Below are 18,925 nucleotides of genomic sequence, written 5' to 3' on the forward strand. Positions count from 1 at the left end.
TCATATGATTTTTAATTTGCTTGCATTTTTTATTCATTCATTAAAAACCCCACTAACTTATAGCGGGGTTTTGTTTAACTTTCAAGCAATTATGGCTTAGTGCTGTAACACCGAAATATCTGCCACTTTGGTAAACAACTCACGTAACTGAGCAAGCATACGTAAACGGTTTGCTTTTAAGTCAGCATCATCAGCCATCACCATTACGCCGTCAAAGAATGCATCCACTGGCGCACGAAGAGCAGCAAGTGCAGACAACGCAGCAGTGTAGTCTTTAGCAGCAAATAACGGCTCAACCACAGGCGTGATTTTCGCAAGTTCAGCGAACAATGCTTTCTCAGCATCTTCAACCAGATTCGCTTCAACCACAGCACCTTCAGGTGTTGCTTCTTTTGCAAGAATATTCGCAACACGCTTGTTGGCAGCAGCAAGCGCAGCCGCTTCAGGCAAGGCACGGAAGTGGTTGACTGCATTTACACGCTTGTCAAAATCAAGCGGAGATTTTGGTGAAAGCGCTTGAACAGCTTGAATCACATCAACCGCAACGCCTTGGTCTTCGTATTTCGCACGGTAACGACCTTCAAGGAATGCAACCGCATCCGCCAAAGTCTTGTCGTGATCTTTCAATACATCGCCATAGGCAGCAAGTGCAAGTTTGATCAAATCTTCGATTGAAACATCAAGCTCGTTTTCAGTTACCAGACGTAAAATACCAATCGCAGAGCGACGCAGTGCAAACGGGTCTTTAGAACCTGTAGGTGCTTGACCAATACCGAAAATACCTGTGAGCGTGTCTAAACGATCCGCAAGGGCAATCGTAGTACCTGTCTTCGTCTTAGGTAAAACGTCACCCGCGAATTTAGGTAGATATTGCTCACCTAAAGACTCAGCCACTTCAGCATTTTCACCTTCAAGACGCGCATAGTAAGTACCCGCGATCCCTTGAAGTTCTGGGAATTCACCCACAAGTTCAGAGGTTAAGTCACATTTTGCAAGAAGCGCCGCTTTTTCAGCATCTTCCGCTTTTGCACCTGTAATAGGCGCAAGTGCTACAGCCAATTTCGCAATACGTTCAGACTTGTTCCAAAGCGTACCCAATTCAGCTTGGAATACCATGTTTGCAAGTTTCTCTTTACGAGATGCAAGCGGTTGCTTTTGATCTTGTAAGAAGAAGAATTCAGCATCTGACAAACGTGGACGAACCACTTTCTCGTTACCTTCAATAATTTGTGTCGGGTCTTTCGACTCGATGTTTGACACAGTAATGAAGTAAGGTTGAAGTTTATTGTCAGCGTTCACTAAGCAGAAGTACTTCTGGTTGTCCTGCATCGTGGTGATCAATGCTTCTTGAGGAACAGCAAGGAAGCGTTCTTCGAAGCTTGCACGAAGCGCAACAGGCCATTCAACGAGTGCAGTCACTTCGTCACGAAGATCCGCAGGGACAATTGCAATGGCATTCACTTCATCAGCAAGTGCTTTGACTTGTTGATCGATGATGGCTTGACGCTCTTCAAAAGACGCTACAACGTAAGCCGCTTTTAACTTCGCTAAGTATTCGTCTGCATGCGTTAAAGTGATTGCTTCAGGTGCATGGAAACGGTGGCCATAAGTCACGTTACCTGCTTTGTGGTCTTGAATTGTTGCATCAACCACATCGTTGTCTTTCAACAACACAACCCATTTCACAGGACGTACGAATTCAGTACGGCTTGCCGCAGAACGCATACGTTTTGCGATTGGAAGATTATCCAATGCATTTTGTAAAATTTGTGGCAATAAAACGTCAAGGCTTTGACCTTTGACATCTTTTAAATAGCATACTTTTTCAACTTTACCTGCTTGGAAAGTTGATACTTGATCAACCGTGATGCCTTGACCACGCATAAAGCCTTCAAGTGCTTTCGTCGGGTTGCCTTCAGCATCAAAGGCTGCCTGTTTGGCAGGGCCGTCAAAACGTTTTTGTATGTCTGCTTGTGCAGCATCAACATTGACAATTTTAAGTGCAAGACGACGAGGTGCTGCATAGGCTTCGATTGAATCAAAAACAAGACCAGCATCTTTTAAGCCTTTTACTGTTTCTGCATGTAAGGCATCACGTAATTTTTTCAGGCTTTTTGGTGGAAGTTCTTCACAACCCAATTCGAACAAAACGGTATGTTTAGACATTATTTGCTCTCCTTGTTTGCTTCTTTCGCTTCTGCTTCAACTTGCGCTTTTAATTGTGCCAACACTTCATCACGTAATGCAGGTTCAGCCATTGGGAAACCAAGTTCCGCACGTGCTGCTACATAGCTGGTCGCAATAGAACGTGCCAATGTACGTACACGTAAAATGTAACGCTGACGTTCAGTCACAGAAATCGCGCCACGCGCATCCAATAAGTTGAAGCTGTGTGATGCTTTCACGACTTGCTCATATGCAGGAAGTGGAAGTTTCGCTTCGATCAAACGTGTTGCTTCAGCTTCGTAGAAATCGAACAATTCAAACATTTTTTCAACGTTGGCATATTCGAAGTTATAGGTCGATTGTTCCACTTCATTTTGATGGAACACATCGCCATACGTTACCGTACCGAACTGGCCTTTGGTCCAAACCAGATCGTAAACTGAGTCTACGCCTTGCAAGTACATGGCAAGACGTTCAAGGCCGTAAGTAATTTCGCCGGTGACTGGGTAGCATTCAACACCACCGACTTGCTGGAAGTACGTGAACTGCGTTACTTCCATACCATTCAGCCAAACTTCCCAACCTAAGCCCCAAGCGCCTAGTGTTGGAGATTCCCAGTTGTCTTCTACGAAACGAATGTCGTGTACCAGTGGATCAATGCCAATCGCTTTTAATGAATCGAGATAAAGCTGCTGGATATTGTCCGGGTTTGGCTTAAGCACCACCTGGAATTGATAATAATGTTGCAAACGGTTCGGGTTTTCACCATAACGACCATCTTTCGGACGACGTGACGGTTGAACATAAGCGGCATTCCAGGTTTCAGGACCCAGCGCACGAAGGAAAGTCGCAGTGTGGAATGTCCCTGCACCCATTTCCATATCATAAGGTTGCAAAATGACGCAGCCTTGCTCCGCCCAGTAAGTTTGTAAGGCAAGAATTAAGCCTTGGAAGGTATCAATATGCGATATGGCGCGACTCATGGTCATCCACTTAAAATTAGAGAAAAATTGTGCTCAATTATAAGGACTTTGCAGGGGAGTGGCAAAGGGTTAATGTACGGATACTTTTTTGAAAAAAATAAAACAGGCTTAAAGGATACGCGGCATTTAGAAGCTTACTGCGATTTTAGCTGTACTGGCCGATACAGGCTGATCTGAAAATCAGGAATAAATCAGATGTATGGCATGCTGTTAAGCGGAGAATCATAAAGTTCAACGGATCTCATACGATTGCGACTCTAAAATTAGTTTAATATTCACGCAATATAATAATGCTTAAAAATAAGGAACTTCATGACCACTTACCAAATTCAATGCCATTTAAAATACAAGGTCGTGCAACCGACAGAATTTATTTTTATGCTTCAGGCGGCACATCATTCCGATCAGAAGATTCTCGGAGAACAACTCAGCTTTAACCTGCCTGTGACATGGCATGAATTTCAGGATGCGCAGCATCAAAATCGTCATGTTCGGCTACAGGTCGAACCCTGTGAGGTTTTTGAGCTGAATTATACGGCGACAGTGGTTCGTCAACCGAGCCTCTCTTTGGAACTTCAGCAAGGTATGAAAGAAGTAACCATTCCTGAGCTGCCCGATGAAGTATTGCCTTATTTGTTGGCCAGCCGTTATTGCAATTCGGATTTATTACTGGAAATGGCAAAACGCTCATTTGGCTGGATGATACCGGGCTATACTCGGGTCAAAGCGATCGAACAGTGGATTTATAATAATATTTTTTATGTGTCGGGGAGTTCTGACCAGTTCACCACTGCCACAGATGTGCTGGTGCATCGCGCAGGCGTATGCCGTGATTTTGCCCATTTAGGCATTGCGCTGTGCCGTGCCTTGGGAATTCCGGCACGCATGGTGGTCGGTTATGTAGAAATTGAAAAGTTTTTACCTGACTTTCATGCCATTTTTGAAGCCTATTTAGATGGTGGATGGGTACAGTTTGATCCGACCCGTTTGGCTCCGGTCGAAAATCTTATTCGGATCGGCACTGGAGTCGATGCCGGAGATGTGGCATTTTCAACTTATTATGGTCAGGTTGAGCTGTTAAAAATCCAGCCCCTGATCAAACCTGAATGAATAGGCAGGCCACAATAAAAATGTTCTGGAAATATACTAAGCAAAATGGTTACAAAGGATTTTTCCATTTCAATGGCGATTGATAGGGGAGCGGTTGTTCTGCAAAAAAAAACAGGATCAGTATTTTCAAGCTGAGCGAGATTATTATGGTTTTAAAAAGCTTCGATCGATTCATGATGAAAAGATGTAAAACACAGATGCCTTTCATCTGGCTTGGCTCTATAATGCCCAAAATCTATGAACAATAAGATCAGGCGCACTGTGTTTCACTCCCATCTCGACTGGCTCAATACCTTAAAACCGAATTTCAAAATCCTTCCACTCAAAGACCGTTTGCTCTGCGGAGCTGGGGCACTATTGGGGTTGGTAGTCTCGTCTTTATTGAGTTTATGGATTCTGGGGGATTTTGAAGCCTGGTATATTGCTCCGATGGGCGCATCCTCGGTATTACTTTTTGCAGTGCCGGCCAGCCCTCTGGCGCAGCCCTGGAATATTCTGGTCGGCAACACCATTGCTGCCGTGATTGGCGTGAGCTGTGCCTTGTTAATTGCCAGTCCAACTGAGGCTTTTAGTGTAGCCGTGGCTTTGGCAATTGTCCTGATGATGACCACAGATTCCCTGCATCCACCGAGTGGCGCCGTGGCCATTACCGCAGTGCTGGGCGGCCAGCCGGTGCATGAACTCGGTTATGCCTTTGTATTTTATCCGGTACTACTCAATTCAATTTTACTGATGGTAATTGCCATTGTCTTTAACCGGATGATTGGCAAGGATTATCCGCAGCAAGCTCAACTAAATACTCGTTCCAAGGATCCGACGCCGACCCAGAAAGTCACGATTCAACCGCAGGATATTCAGGAAGTGCTGGATCAGCGCACCGAGCTGCTGGATATCAGCGAATATGACCTGCAAAAAATCATTCTGGAGGCACAAAACCGCGCCAATGCGCGTGCGGTACATGAATTTAGCTGCCAGGATATTATGACGAAGGATGTGGCAACGCTGCATGAAAATGATGATATCCAGCATGCCCTGAACAAGTTCAAGCAGATGAACCTGATGAGCCTGCCCGTCGTCAATGCCGATGAACAACTGATTGGCACGCTGGCGATGTATCAGGTGGTGGAATGGTTCAAGCGCGCTGCCGATGTCCGTAGCAGCTGGGAGCATCAGGTCAAACATATCATGACCCGTAAGGTAATTACGGTGCAGCCTTTACAACCCATTCAGGATCTGGTGCCGTATTTTGTCGAGCGTTCGTTCAACTATATTCCGGTGGTGAGCGAGCAGCAATTGGTGGGAATTATCAGTCGGGCAGATATGATTGCTGCACTCAATCAGGAGCTGAATCATTTTAAAATGAAAGTTTAAAACCGAATTAAAACGGAATTTAACAGAGCATGTGTGATCAACTCTGGTCAGCTTGCCGGCTGAGAAAACTGTAAAATAGTGCCATCGGCAGGGAAAAACACAGCAGAAACAAAAAATGGGAACTAAAATTTTCACTTGAAGGATGCGAGATATAGGCCAGAATCAGGGTTCCCAGTACGCAGCTCATTAAAATCGTGAGGATATTAAACAGCTGATAATGGCGTAGCAGCAGGTGAGTCACTCATAGAAAAGGAAAGACCATCACCCAGTAAGTCAGGCAGATAAAAAAGCTAATCAAAAGCGCTGAAAACAGGCTCATGAAAATGGAGAAAATCCCAGAGCTGGCTTCATGAAATAGCGCATAAGGGAATAAAATTACAGCAATGATCAAAGGTGAAAGTGCGAGGTTAAGCGTCATTTTCCAGGGAGAATTCTGGATCGGTTGAGAGATTAAGTGAAATATCCTGTCCAATATCTATTTGCCACTTTTTGATGTTTTTAATATAGGGACTTTATCATTGTTAAATGCATATCATTTTTCGATGAGAGAAAGATTCAACATATAGGCGATTAATACGACAAAGCACACCGGAGTGTGCTTTGTGGATGGTGTGATGCTTAAAACTTTAATGATTAAATAAAGAACCAGTAAATAAACAGGGAAATAATAAAGATACACATAATATTCAGTACAAAACCGACTTTCATCATTTCGCTTTGCTGGATATGACCGGTTCCAAAAACAATCGCATTGGGTGGGGTAGCTACCGGCAGCATAAAGGCACATGAGGCACCAATACCAATGACAATCACCAGAATTTCTTTGGGCATGCCCATCTGATCCGCAATTGCGGCAAATACTGGTACCAGCAGGGCAGCCGAAGCGGTATTACTGGTAAATTCAGTCAGGAAGATAATAAAAGTGGCGACTACAAAAATAATCATCAGCGGGGAGGCATCACCAAAGGCATTGGCCAGAGTTTGCCCCAGTACCAGCGAACTGCCTGAATCCTTCAGAATGGCACTCAAGGTCAGACCACCACCAAATAGGTACAAGACCCCCCAGTCGGTATTTTCTGCAATCTGTTTCCAGCTTGCGGTACCCAGAATCACCACCATACAGGCAGCCAAAATTGCAATCCAGGTATCCGGCTGGGAAATACCAAAAATTTCGGTGAATTTTTTACTGAAAATCCAGGCAATTGCAGTACAGAGAAAGAGGATCATGGTGGCTATACGGGTGCCGGTCCAGGGAATGTCTTCGGTCACAAATTGTACTTTATGATTTAGTTTTGGACGTAGTACTAGATATAAACTGACCAGCATGGCGGGAAGAATAATGAACATCATCGGCAAGCCGATTTTCATCCAGTCGGCAAAATCATAGCCAAGTGCCTTGGCGGCAATGGCATTCGGAGGTGAACCGACCATGGTGCCCAGTCCGCCAATACTGGCTGAATAGGCAATGCCGAGCAGGATAAAGACAAAAGTTTTACGATCCTTGCTGACATCCAGATGTGAAAGCAAGCCTAAGGCCAAAGGCAGCATCATGGCAGCAGTCGCCGTATTGGAAATCCACATGGACAGCAGCGCCGTCACCACAAAAATCGCCAGTACAGAAATGCCCAGATGCCCTCTGGACATGGAGATGATCCACATGGCAATTTTCCGGTCCAGTTTCTGGATATGCAACGCCGTTGCCAGCGCAAAACCACCAAAAAACAGGAAAATGACAGGATCGGCAAAAGTGGCCAAAGCGGCTTGCGTGGTAATCGGAACCAGTTCTTCACCAGAGGCCATTGGCATAGCCAGCAATACCGCCATTACGGGGACGAGTAACGCTGTAATCGTGATATGAATGGCTTCCGTCAGCCATAAAATACCGATAAAGGCTAAAAGTGCCAGTCCTTTATTGGCATTCTGGTCATAGGGCAGGTAAAGATATAAGCCATAAGCTACAATGGCTGCGACAAAAATAAGGATCCAGCCTTTCAGCAGTCCTTTGGGCATAGCATTGGTCGGGGTAGCTAGGTTGGTCTGAGTCATATGCTCTCCTTGCAAGGTGTTTATTTACGTCATTTTTATATTAGCTTTGAATTTTTAATTTTGTTTTGTTTAAAAAATACCCTATTTAAAGATACTATAACCAGATTGTTGCAATAATCCAGCACTTTGCCAGAGGGCATACAGGCCCAAGCCAAGAAGTAAAGCCAGGACAATCCATTTGAAGTGCTGCTGAGACAAACGATGGCGTATTTTGCCTCCGATCCAGACACCAGCAAGGGCGAATAAGCTGATCCCGATCAGAATATGCTGTTGATGGGTTTCCAGTGTGATCAGAATTGGAAACAGTAAAACTAGCTGGATCAGTTTACCGGCAATGAAATTGAGATTGCTGATAATGACAATATCTGTTTTAGAGAGCTGGCAACTCATTAAATACATCATTAGAAAAGGCGCCATGGCATTGGTCGCACCTCCAATAATGCCGGCCAATAAACCAAAACAGAGCATGCTGGAAATATGTGGGCTGACTTGCAATGGCCGTGCCCGTAACTGGTCCAAGACATAAAATACAATCACCAGACCCAGTAACAGTTTTAAATAAGCTTCATTTAGCCAAAGTAACAGTTTGACCCCGAGTACACTGCCGATCAGGCTACTAAGTATTAGTGGCCAATAGCGTTTTATATAATAGCCAATACTATTCAACAGGCTATGCGCAGGGTCGGCATTCAGCATGATCAGATTCAGCAGCAGACAGGGCAGAATGACAAGGGTAACCGCGATACTAAGCGGATATGCGCTGGACAGAACAGCCGTACTCATCATGGGAAAGCCAAAGCCGCTTAAACCATGCAGCAGGGCTGCTACGGTACAGAGCCACAGCATCATCCATTCTGCCTGAGTCATGTGAAATCCATTTTAAAAAATTGGAATCTTGAACTTATCGTGAATTCAACTGAGAAAGAAAGTGAAAAGCAGTAATAGAGCAAAGAAATAACAAAAAAATATAGGCAAAAAAAGCCACGATAACTTGGGGAAATTACCGTGGCATCAAAATTTCATCCCATTTAACCGGGGTGAAAGAGGAAGCTCTGCGATGAAACTGGTTAAGAACGCTTGTTAAAAATGACTGTACAGCTTAATAGCGTTTATCTTAATAGCGTTTATCCTGATTCACTGTACGCACAGGATTTTGATAGCCCTGAGGTTGATGAACGCTGTCATGATCAATTCTGTACTGTTTTTTCGGCATGATTAACCACAGCACCAGATAAACCAAAATACCCGGGAATGCGGCACTCATGATTGAAATCACCACAAAAATCAGACGTAATAAATTCGCGTTCCAACCAAAACGTTCAGCAATACCACCCATCACACCTGCAATCATGTTTGAGCGGTTAGAGCGATATAAACCAACATTGGCCATTAAAATCTCCTGATTAAAAATAGGTTTGAATCCTAAAACGGATCCATACTTAAAGAAATGGAGTTTGCTTAAGCTTTTTAAAGTGCTGATTAAAAATAAAATCGTTAAGTAATGTTAATAAAGATTAAAACCAGATCTAAGAGCTACTAACATAGTGAAAATTCTATTGAACTCTTGTGTAAAGTTCAGCAGCTTTGCTGTGTGCTTTTTGCTCGCCATGTTTCCTATTTAGGTTTATTAAAAATGAAATTGGATGTATCACGTTGTACATTAAGCAGTTTTTTTAAATGTAGCCTGGTGTTGGGGAGTATAGTGATTTTGCAGGCTTGTGATCAGCAACAAGTCAAACCTGAACAGGAAAGTCAGGCGGCCTCAGAAGAGGGTGTTAAAATTTCCGCTGCCAATACGAAGGCCGATGTAGTGACCGTCAGTGCCAAATCCTTAACTCAGGTCGCAGGGCAGGCGACTCTTCCGGCAGAAGCTGATTTAAACCCTGCAACTGTACCAGAGGATGCCAAGGCGTTTATAGGCCGTTATCATACTGAAATCGATTGTGATGGCCGCTTTGCCCCTTGCACTGAAGGCAAGGCAGAATTTATTTTGACTCTGATGCCGGACGGTACCGTGCATCGCAGCATTTTACAGTATGGCAAAGTATTTATTGATAATACCAAAAACAGCACGGCTCACAATATCACCTACCGTAAAGACCGCTGGTTTATCAATCCTGAGCGTACCGATATAGTAGTGAATCGCAAAGAAGGGGCGAGCTTTTACTATAAGATTAAAGATTCAAATCACTTAGTCATGAATCTGGAAAAAATCTATAGTGAAAAGGAAAGAACCAACCGGGAATTATTTGATCGCGGTTATCCGGCACCTTCAAAAGCCTATGAACTGGTCAAAGACACATCCTTTCATATTCAAAAATAATGCCCGATAAAAATCGGCTGATCTGGTCGAAAGCTTAATTCAAATACGATTTAGATTAGACAATAAAGGCAAGTTGTGGGAACGTGTGAGCCTAAAATCTGGGCGCAGAAATACACGACCAAAACATCGCAATTTAATTAAAATATAATAAGGGAAATCAGGGAGACATTCTAAGGAAAGAATGGTGGGTCGTCCGCGATTCGAACGCGGGACCAACGGATTAAAAGTCCGCTGCTCTACCAGCTGAGCTAACGACCCTGAGGAATAAAAATGATGATGACCATTTTTATGACGCAAGAGTGTGGTGTACTTTTACGTGATCCTTTCGGAAGATGGTGGGTCGTCCGCGATTCGAACGCGGGACCAACGGATTAAAAGTCCGCTGCTCTACCAGCTGAGCTAACGACCCATCAAGGGATATCAAATAAGTGGTGGGTCGTCCGCGATTCGAACGCGGGACCAACGGATTAAAAGTCCGCTGCTCTACCAGCTGAGCTAACGACCCTGAACCATCATTCAAACCAGGTTTGAATGTGCAGTGCAAGTCAAGCTAAATAGCTTAAAGCACCACTTTGTTTGATGGAGCGTATTGTAGCAAGATCTCATTTCAGCGCAAGCAAAAAATAACAAAGTTGCCCATGTTTGATTATAAATACAACAATTATGCTTTATCTAAACAAAAAATAGGCAACTTCAGTACTTAGAAGCGATATTGATAGGCCTGGATATTGGCAAAAATCTCTGCGGTGAGCTCCGAATATGCCGTTGCACCTGGCAATAACACCAGCAGGCGTTCATCGGTTTTACTCGGATCAAATGCTTGCTCTTTCAATTTATTTTTCTGGTATTTAAAGGTACCTGTAGTTTCAATCTGCTGTTGTATACGTAAAAATACCGGTACCGCATAAGCCGGCAAGCATTTTTTAAAGCAAGCGGCCATGGCTGCTAAATCTGCATCATCCAATTTTACATCGGGTTGCAGGGTAATCGCGGCCATACCGGCACGACCATTGGTATTGGGAATTTCTACGCCATACACCACCGCTTCAACGATTTTGTCATACTCGGTCAGCATGTTTTCCACTTCAGTTGTAGAAACATTTTCCCCTTTCCAGCGGAAAGTATCGCCTAAACGATCGACAAACTGCGCATGACGGAAGCCGATATTGCGCACCAGATCTCCGGTATTGAAGTAAGCATCACCTGTGGTAAATACGTCGTGCATAATGACTGACTTGTTTTTTTCCGGGTCGGTATAACCATCAAAAGGTGAACGACGGGTGATTTTACCAATCAGTAAACCGGTTTCGCCTTTTTTCACTCGTTTGCAACGGCCTTTAGTATCCCGCACCGGCTCATTTTTATCTTTATCAAAGGCAATAATCGCATACGGTGTGGGTGAGAAACCGACGGTATTGTCAAAATTGAAAATATTGCTAAAACCGACATTGCCTTCACTAGAGGCATACAGTTCCAGCACTTCCTGAATGCCAAAACGGGATTTAAATTTATCCCAGATATTTGGGCGCATGCCATTCCCAATCATCTTAGTCACGCGGTGACCTTTTTCCAGTTCAGATGGGGGAGCATCCATCAGATAGCGGCACAACTCACCGACATAACCAATCGCAGAGGCATCAAATTTTTGCACATCCTTCCAGAAAGAAGAGGTCGAAAATTTACGCCGAATCGCCAGGGTGCTGCTCCCTGCAATGACACCGCACCAGCACACCACCATGCCTGTGGCATGATAAAGCGGCAGGGTACAGTACATCACATCATCTTTATTGAGATTCAGCACATGCCCATAGGTGCCATAAGCCAGCGTCCAGCGACCATTGGTAAAGATCACCGCTTTAGGTAGACCCGTGGTGCCCGAGGTGTAAATATAGAACAGCCCGTCTTTGCCCTGTACCGAATGAGTAGTTGATGGATTGAATTTGGGAGCAAGATCGGTTTTTTCAGCCAGGTTGATAAAGCCTTCAGGCGCCTGACCCGGATCGGCTTGAGTGTTTTGATCTGCAAACCAGTGCAGGCGGTCACTGCTAATATTCAGGTCATTACGAATCTCGTTGACTGCATGACGACACTCTTCACCCACAATCAGGGCAATCGGTTTGACCAGATTGATACTGTGCGTCAGCACCTTGCCGACTTGAGAGGTATTCACCAAGGCGGTGGTCACACCCAGTTTAGCCAGACCAATCACGCTAGCAATCAGCTCAGGGCGGTTCTCGACCATCACGGCAACTACATCACCTTTCTTGGCACCCAAGGAGAGATAGAAATGGGCAATCTGGTTGGCCCGAGCATTTAGAGCAGCATAGCTATAGCTTTGCTCTTCAAAACGCAAGGCGATACCTTCGGGGTTACGCTTGGTCGCTTTTTCAAAAGCCAGACCCAAGCCGGCCGGTGTGTTCGGAGTACGTAAATATGCCTGTCTTAGACCAGTGAGCAAATTGGGCACTTTGGTCAAAAAAGCCGGGATTTTGGCAGCGACATCTGCAATCCCAATCAGATCGTGTGGTTTCATTTGGGTCATGAGAATCCTATTTATTTTTCGTATCCGATACGTTCAATTTATATACAGTAGACGAGCTATCCATCTTTTAGCGTTAAAACACTAGTGCAATCAACCTATTCTGACTAAATCTAGCAAAAAAAACCTAGTCACCGAAATGACTAGGTTTTTTTAGATGACTGCAATTGAGCAAATTATGATTCAGTTGCAGTATTGGCTTTTTTCGGTGGACGACCACGTGGACGACGTGGACGAGCAGCCTGTTTCTCCGCTTTTTCAGCTTCGCTGGCTTCAGTGTCTTCTGTTGTTACTTCGGCCTGATCCTGGGCTTCTGTAACAGGAGCTTCTGATTCAGCATTTGCTTCAACTGGCGCAGCATCTCTAGGTTGAGCTTCAGTCACTGGAGCCGCTTCTGTAGGAGCTGTATCTACTGGTGCCGTCGTTTCAGTTGCTTGTTCAGCTGGCTGAGCATTTACGGTTTCTTCAATAGCGATTTCAGTGGTTACTGGAGTTTCAGTTGCCGCTGCTTCAGCAGACTCTGCTTGCGCTTCTGCTGCTACAGGTGCTTCTGGCGCAGTTTCAACTGCCGGAGCTGTTTCTACTTTGGCCTGTTGCTTGGCTTGTTGCAGGGCCTGTTCTGCAGCCTGTTTAGCCAGGCGGCGACGCTCACGTGGATCGTTTGCGACACGTTTGTCCGACACCGGTTTTGGTGGAGTCAGGTCCAGAACTGGAGCCGGCTCCGCTTCAACCTTGGCTACGGTTACTTGAACATCACGGGTAACCGGTTTTTTCTCTGCGGCAGGCGATGCTGCAGCCACCAGACTCGCGTTGTACTCTTTTGTGAACTTCTCTAGAGCACGGTTGAAGGTTGGCAATAAACCAAACTGTTCAATCAGTACGGAGCAGTCTTCACCATAAACATGGCGAATCAGGCTACCAATAGTGAACTGACCCAAAGTTGGTACTTGTGACGGAGTCAACTTTTGAACTGTAGCCTGTTGAGGCTGTCCTTCACGTTGCTGACGACGACGCTGACGCGGATCGTTGCTGGCACGAGGTTTTTCAGCACTTGATTCTTCCGCTGTCACAACTTCTTCAGCAGGTGCTGTCAGTGCAGCTTCCACCACATTTTCAGCAGCGGCTTCTTCAACTGGCGCATCTGCCGGTGCAGTAACTTCAACCGCTGGCGTTACAACTGCAGCATTGTCATTCAATGCCACGATTTCGCTTTTCGCCTGGTCAATATTCACGACCATGGCTGTTGGCATCACGTCTTGACGTGGTGCATCGACCAACTCAACACGAAGCTGTTTGTCATTGACTGCTGGCGCTTCAACGACTGCAGGTGCTGCTTGTTGAGCCTGCTCATTCAGCACGCTTGGATCGCGGTGGCGATTTGGACGTTCCTGACGTGGCTGGTTACGGCGGTCACGACGTGGCATTGCCTGTTGTGGCTGTTGCTCATTGTTTTGAACATCATTTTGCTGAGATGGCTCGTTGTGATGCTGACGGCGAGAATTACGCTTGTTTTCACGTGCTTCATGACGTTGCTCTTGACGAGATACCTGAGCCACTTCTTCATGCACCTGATGTTGCTGAGGAGCGGAAGCTTCGGACTGAACCTGCTCACGCGGTTCTTTGTGCTTCGGATTGCGTGGTTTTTTATTGTTATGACGCGGCGCTCTTTCATCACGCTCTGCCGGTTTTTCAGCATCACGTTCCTGTTTTTGCGCTACAGTCGATGGTGCAAGGTAGGCATTGCTGCTTGCCGGAGCAGCAGGTTGAGACACTTGCTGTGGCGCAGGTTGTGCCACTGGTGCAGACAATTGACCGAACTGACCACGGCTCACCGCACCGCCATTGATCATTTGTTCAATTGCTGCAGCTGCATTGTTGGCAGTACGCGATTGATCAACAGTCGCAGCCTGTTTTTGAACAAACAGGTTTTCTAACCAGGCACATGGGCTAGATGCAGGAGCAGCAACTTGTGCTTGGGCAGGAGCTTGTTGCGCAACAAGTGCTTGCTGTGCATTTTGGTTTTGCTGGTTACGGCGTTTATTGTTTCTACCGTTGTTTTGCTGTTGAGCAGGCGCTGGTGCAGCAGCATGCGTATGTTGTTCTTCTTCTAAATGCCATTCAGATGACTCATAGCCCAACTCTTTTTCACTTGAACGTGTTGCTTCAGTACGTTCATAGCTGGTTGGTGCAAAGCCTTCGGCATTATAAGTGATTTCATAATGCGGTGTTTCTAGATGCGGGTGCGGCAACACAGTCACACGTACATTTGAAGTCTGTTCCAAATACACCAAGGTGTGACGTTTTTCATTCAATAAGAAGGCCGCAATTTCCACTGGAACTTCGACTTGAACTTCACCATGACGTTCGCGTAATGCAATCTCTTCCACTTTACGCATAATCGAAAGTGATAAAGAACGAAGATCACGAACCATGCCGGTACCATGGCAGCGTGGGCAAACGTAGCCAGTCGCTTCTTCAAGAGAAGGACGTAGACGTTGACGGCTCATTTCCATCAAACCAAAACGTGACAATTGACCGAACTGAATACGGGCACGGTCACTTTGCGTTGCTTCACGTAGCTTCGCTTCCACCATACGCTGGTTGCGGTCTTTGGTCATGTCGATGAAGTCGATCACCACCAGGCCACCGATATCGCGTAAACGTAATTGACGCGCGATTTCTTCTGCCGCTTCAATGTTGGTGTTTAACGCGGTGTCTTCAACGTCGCTACCGCGAGTCGATTTTGCTGAGTTAATGTCAATTGACACTAAAGCTTCAGTTTGGTCGATCACGATCGAACCGCCCGAAGGAAGTTTTACTTCACGTTCATAAGCGGTTTGAATTTGGCTTTCAATCGCGAAATGCGCGAATAAAGGTTCATTTAAGGTATAGGTTTTCAGCTTTTCTAACTGACGTGGCATTACCGCTTTTACGAAGTTGTAGGCTTCGTTATAGGCTTGTTCTGAGTCAATCAGGATTTCAGCAACATCATCACGCAGGTAGTCACGAATGGCACGTGTCACCACGCCCGCTTCCTGATGTACCAACATTGGCGATGGACCTGAACTTGCAGTGCTCTGGATTTGTGCCCAAAGGTCTAACAAGTGCTGTAAGTCGAGTTGCAATTCTTCTTGTGAACGGCCAATCCCGGCAGTACGCACAATCACACTCATACCACGTGGCACGTTCAGTGTTGCCAGCATTTCTTTCAGTTCTTCACGCACTGAACCGGAAATCTGACGGCTGATACCACCACCTTTCGGGTTGTTTGGCATTAATACCAAATAACGGCCAGCAAGTGAGATAAAAGTAGACAGAGCAGCGCCTTTATTGCCACGCTCTTCTTTTTCCACCTGAACCAGAAGTTCGGTACCTTCAGTGATCAGTTCACGGATATTTGAAGTTTGGCGAGGGTCGGCTTTGTAATATGAATTTGCGATTTCACGCATTGACAGGAAGCCTTGGCGACCTGCACCATATTCAACGAATACAGCTTCTAAAGAAGGTTCAACGCGAGTCACGTGACCTTTGTAGATATTGGATTTTTTTTGTTCACGGGTACGATTTTCTAAATCAAAATCGTAAAGACGCTGACCAGTGACAAGTGCAACGCGAATTTCTTCGGCATGTGTTGCATTAATCAACATACGTTTCATGGGTGTAACACCTTATAGTGATACACAGCAAAAAATCGCTATACACGTAGCGAACATCACACATCACGGATCAATGGCTCAAATCTGCAATGAATTTCATTGTGGTTTGAGTCTTTTATGACCGAGCTCTATTTAATATAGATGGGCTTCGGTTTTTGATTCACGTATTGATGATGGCAATACGGCTTCAATCTTTAAACGGATTAAAGTCACCTGAACGCTTCACTGGCGGACGAGCGGTGCATTGGATGTGTGTAACTTTCACTGTCACATTGCTCGAAGATCATCCCTTCTTTATAGAAAGTGTCTTGATACGGAATTGTCGTCGTATCTTTACAAACTGTGCAGATCCAATGCATCAACGCTGTAGCCTGAAGTCGTCTTCAGGTTGCGACTAATCTGATGTGTATCAGTTTACGTTTAAAAACCAACAAAGTTGGCGACATATTTTTTAAGACAAACTGATTTATGTACCTGAGGTACAATTAAACGCAACAGTTTGCTTTGTTTGCCGATATAATAAGCCTTCGGCGTGGCATAATTCTTTGGGGACCTTCCCGTATCATGTGAGTCTTTAATTGAACAATCAAGTTCAGAAAAATCTGAAATGATTCAACTTTTACTCACAAACGATGGTTTCCGTGCGCTGACTATATCAAACCTTGCATCATCTGCCTATGGGCTAAGCTTATGTTTCTTGTGTAAAGCATAACCTAAGTGATCAGTTTTTAATCAATTTTAGTATTTTTTGGGTCATAGTAACTGTATGAATTCTACGCAACAATGGCAAAACGTCACTTGGTTTGAAGTGGATGAACATCAAGATGGACAACGCATCGATAATTTCCTGTTTAGTCGTCTGAAAGGTGTGCCAAAAAGCCGTATCTATCGTCTGATTCGTGAAGGCCAGGTTCGCGTTAATAAAAAACGCATTAAAGCAGAAACCAAACTCGCAATCGGTGACCAGATTCGCGTTGCGCCGATTCGCTATGAACAAAAAGATGAATCTGCTGCACCTGTTTCTGACAAAGTGGCACAAGGCTTATTGGCCCGTGTGATTTATGAAGATGAAGGTTTGATGGTCGTGAATAAACCTTCCGGGATTGCTGTGCATGGTGGTAGCGGTGTGGCCTATGGCCTGATTGAGGGCTTGCGTGCCGCAACCGGTAAAAAGTATCTGGAACTGATTCACCGGATTGACCGTGATACTTCCGGTCTGGTGATGATTTCCAAAAAGCGTAGCGTGTTGAAAACATTACAAGATATGTTGCGTGAACATAAAATCAAAAAAACCTATGCGGCGATTGTGAAAGGCAATGTTGTGATCGATCGTCAACTGATTGATGCACCTTTACACCGTTATGAGCTGGCCAATGGTGAGCGTCGTGTATGCGTGTCACCGAAAGAAGGTAAAGAGTCTAAGACGCAGTGGAATGTGGCTGAGCGCTTTATGCATGCAACGCTTGTCTATGCATCGCCGCTTTCAGGCCGTACCCATCAGATTCGTGTACATGGTTTAAGTATTGGTCATCCTTTAATTGGCGATGAAAAATATGGTCATGAAACTGCATACAAAGGTCCGAAAGCCCGTCGTTTATGTTTGCATGCACTGCGTCTGGAAATTCCGGGTTATGAAACCATTGAAGCACCATTGCCTGAAGACATGCAAAGTCTGGTGGCACAGCTCCGTGCACAGAAGAAAGATAAAGAACCGGCTTTAACGGATCGGGACGAAGATTAAATGCTCTTCTCTTAAGTAGCGGGATTATTTGATGAATAGTCCCGTTATTCAAGAATGTAGATGAATAACTTTGACCTCTCCCTTGCGCTGCTCATCTCCTAAGGAGAGGGAATGTCACGATAGCAAATGAGAGGAATGAATTAAATTTTGTTAAACTTATCTCACCATATTTAGTTCGTTCCTTGAGCTTGAAAAATAATAGAAACTCCCTCGTCTTAGGAGATGAGAATCCTCAGAATATATTCTGAGTTCGCAAGGGAGAGGTCAATTTCAAGTGATTATTCACTCTGAATCAAATATTGGATTAATTCATGAACAAAACTTTAGAACTTGTTATTTTTGATTGGGATGGGACTTTATTTGATTCAGTTGGGCAGATTGTTCAAAGCCTACAATTTGCTGCCAAAGAATATCAACAACCCTTAACGGATGACGCTGCAAAAAGCATTATCGGTTTGGGGTTGCCTGAAGTTGCACAAGTCTTGTTTCCAGATGTACCTGAATTGCATGCTGATATTTTGCAATGCTATGCAACCCACTATGTTGAAAATTCGAAAGGTGATGCATGGTTTGAAGGGGTAGCTGAGATGCTGCAAACATTAAAAGCTGAAGGCATCAAACTTGCGGTGGCAACCGGAAAAAGCCGTAAAGGTTTGGACCGGGTATTAAGTCAAACCCAGAGTCATGAGCTTTTTGTTGTGACCCGTGCGGCAAGTGAAACCAAATCTAAACCTGATCCACTGATGCTCGCAGAAATTTTGTACATTACCGGTGTCAGTGCTGAAAATGCGATTATGGTCGGTGATACGTCCTATGACCTGGAAATGGCGCAGAATATTGCCATGCCACGTATTGGGGTAAGTTATGGGGTGCATACACCTGAAACGCTGGCTCAATACAAGCCAATTGCTATTGCTGAGGATGTTGCAAGTCTGCACCAGTTATTATTAAATCAGGTGAATTTGAAACAGGCAGTTTAATAGATCTCGG

General features: G+C 44.9%; 12 protein-coding genes and 3 tRNA genes. 5 read left to right on the top strand and 10 right to left on the bottom strand.

Annotated elements, in window-relative coordinates:
* Window positions 1-96: 96 nt before the first annotated feature.
* Window positions 97-2,166, bottom strand: coding sequence for a glycine--tRNA ligase subunit beta (gene glyS / locus FTV08_RS09685; protein ID WP_180087208.1), 2,070 nt, complete (start codon window positions 2,164-2,166; stop codon window positions 97-99).
* Entirely contained in the window at window positions 2,166-3,149 is a 984-nt protein-coding gene (gene glyQ, locus FTV08_RS09690) for a glycine--tRNA ligase subunit alpha (RefSeq protein WP_004278542.1), read from the bottom strand. Before glyQ ends, glyS begins: the two co-directional genes overlap by 1 nt.
* Window positions 3,150-3,461: 312 nt before the next feature.
* Here glyQ and FTV08_RS09695 point away from each other — a divergent pair, with 312 nt between their 5' ends.
* Both FTV08_RS09695 and FTV08_RS09700 read left to right on the top strand, forming a co-directional pair.
* On the top strand, window positions 3,462-4,259 hold the full coding sequence (locus FTV08_RS09695; RefSeq protein ID WP_180087209.1) for a transglutaminase family protein: 798 nt from the start codon (window positions 3,462-3,464) through the stop codon (window positions 4,257-4,259).
* A gap of 261 nt (window positions 4,260-4,520) precedes the next feature.
* On the top strand, window positions 4,521-5,630 hold the full coding sequence (locus FTV08_RS09700; RefSeq protein WP_180087210.1) for an HPP family protein: 1,110 nt from the start codon (window positions 4,521-4,523) through the stop codon (window positions 5,628-5,630).
* Between the two features lie 633 nt (window positions 5,631-6,263).
* On the opposite strand, the gene FTV08_RS09705 is transcribed toward FTV08_RS09700, so the two are convergent.
* The 3 genes from FTV08_RS09705 to FTV08_RS09715 all read right to left on the bottom strand — a co-directional run bounded on the left by FTV08_RS09705 (window position 6,264) and on the right by FTV08_RS09715 (window position 9,066).
* Complete coding sequence (locus FTV08_RS09705; protein ID WP_180087211.1) at window positions 6,264-7,676, bottom strand: DASS family sodium-coupled anion symporter; 1,413 nt, start codon at window positions 7,674-7,676, stop codon at window positions 6,264-6,266.
* Between the two features lie 81 nt (window positions 7,677-7,757).
* Window positions 7,758-8,543, bottom strand: a complete 786-nt coding sequence (locus FTV08_RS09710; RefSeq protein ID WP_180087212.1) for a sulfite exporter TauE/SafE family protein — start codon at window positions 8,541-8,543, stop codon at window positions 7,758-7,760.
* 247 nt (window positions 8,544-8,790) lie between these two features.
* Entirely contained in the window at window positions 8,791-9,066 is a 276-nt protein-coding gene (locus FTV08_RS09715; RefSeq protein WP_004278536.1) for a PspC domain-containing protein, read from the bottom strand.
* Between the two features lie 243 nt (window positions 9,067-9,309).
* Between FTV08_RS09715 and FTV08_RS09720 the strand changes: the two genes are divergently transcribed.
* Entirely contained in the window at window positions 9,310-9,999 is a 690-nt protein-coding gene (locus tag FTV08_RS09720; protein ID WP_180087213.1) for a hypothetical protein, read from the top strand.
* 182 nt (window positions 10,000-10,181) lie between these two features.
* Here the strand turns inward: FTV08_RS09720 and FTV08_RS09725 are convergent.
* The 5 genes from FTV08_RS09725 to FTV08_RS09745 all read right to left on the bottom strand — a co-directional run bounded on the left by FTV08_RS09725 (window position 10,182) and on the right by FTV08_RS09745 (window position 16,194).
* Window positions 10,182-10,257 (bottom strand) — tRNA-Lys (locus tag FTV08_RS09725).
* A gap of 75 nt (window positions 10,258-10,332) precedes the next feature.
* A tRNA-Lys gene (locus tag FTV08_RS09730) sits at window positions 10,333-10,408 on the bottom strand.
* A 20-nt stretch (window positions 10,409-10,428) separates the two neighbouring features.
* Window positions 10,429-10,504, bottom strand: a tRNA-Lys gene (locus tag FTV08_RS09735).
* Window positions 10,505-10,699: 195 nt separating this feature from the next.
* A complete protein-coding gene (locus tag FTV08_RS09740) occupies window positions 10,700-12,541 on the bottom strand; it encodes a long-chain-acyl-CoA synthetase (protein ID WP_180087214.1) in 1,842 nt (613 codons plus the stop codon).
* 173 nt (window positions 12,542-12,714) lie between these two features.
* Window positions 12,715-16,194, bottom strand: a complete 3,480-nt coding sequence (locus FTV08_RS09745) for an Rne/Rng family ribonuclease (RefSeq protein ID WP_180087215.1) — start codon at window positions 16,192-16,194, stop codon at window positions 12,715-12,717.
* Between the two features lie 766 nt (window positions 16,195-16,960).
* Between FTV08_RS09745 and FTV08_RS09750 the strand changes: the two genes are divergently transcribed.
* Both FTV08_RS09750 and FTV08_RS09755 read left to right on the top strand, forming a co-directional pair.
* Entirely contained in the window at window positions 16,961-17,935 is a 975-nt protein-coding gene (locus FTV08_RS09750) for an RluA family pseudouridine synthase (protein ID WP_005261693.1), read from the top strand.
* Window positions 17,936-18,246: 311 nt separating this feature from the next.
* On the top strand, window positions 18,247-18,915 hold the full coding sequence (locus FTV08_RS09755) for an HAD-IA family hydrolase (RefSeq protein WP_005261695.1): 669 nt from the start codon (window positions 18,247-18,249) through the stop codon (window positions 18,913-18,915).
* Window positions 18,916-18,925 lie beyond the last annotated feature (10 nt).

The organism is Acinetobacter sp. YH12226, from assembly GCF_013417805.1.
Classification (GTDB): Bacteria; Pseudomonadota; Gammaproteobacteria; order Pseudomonadales; family Moraxellaceae; genus Acinetobacter.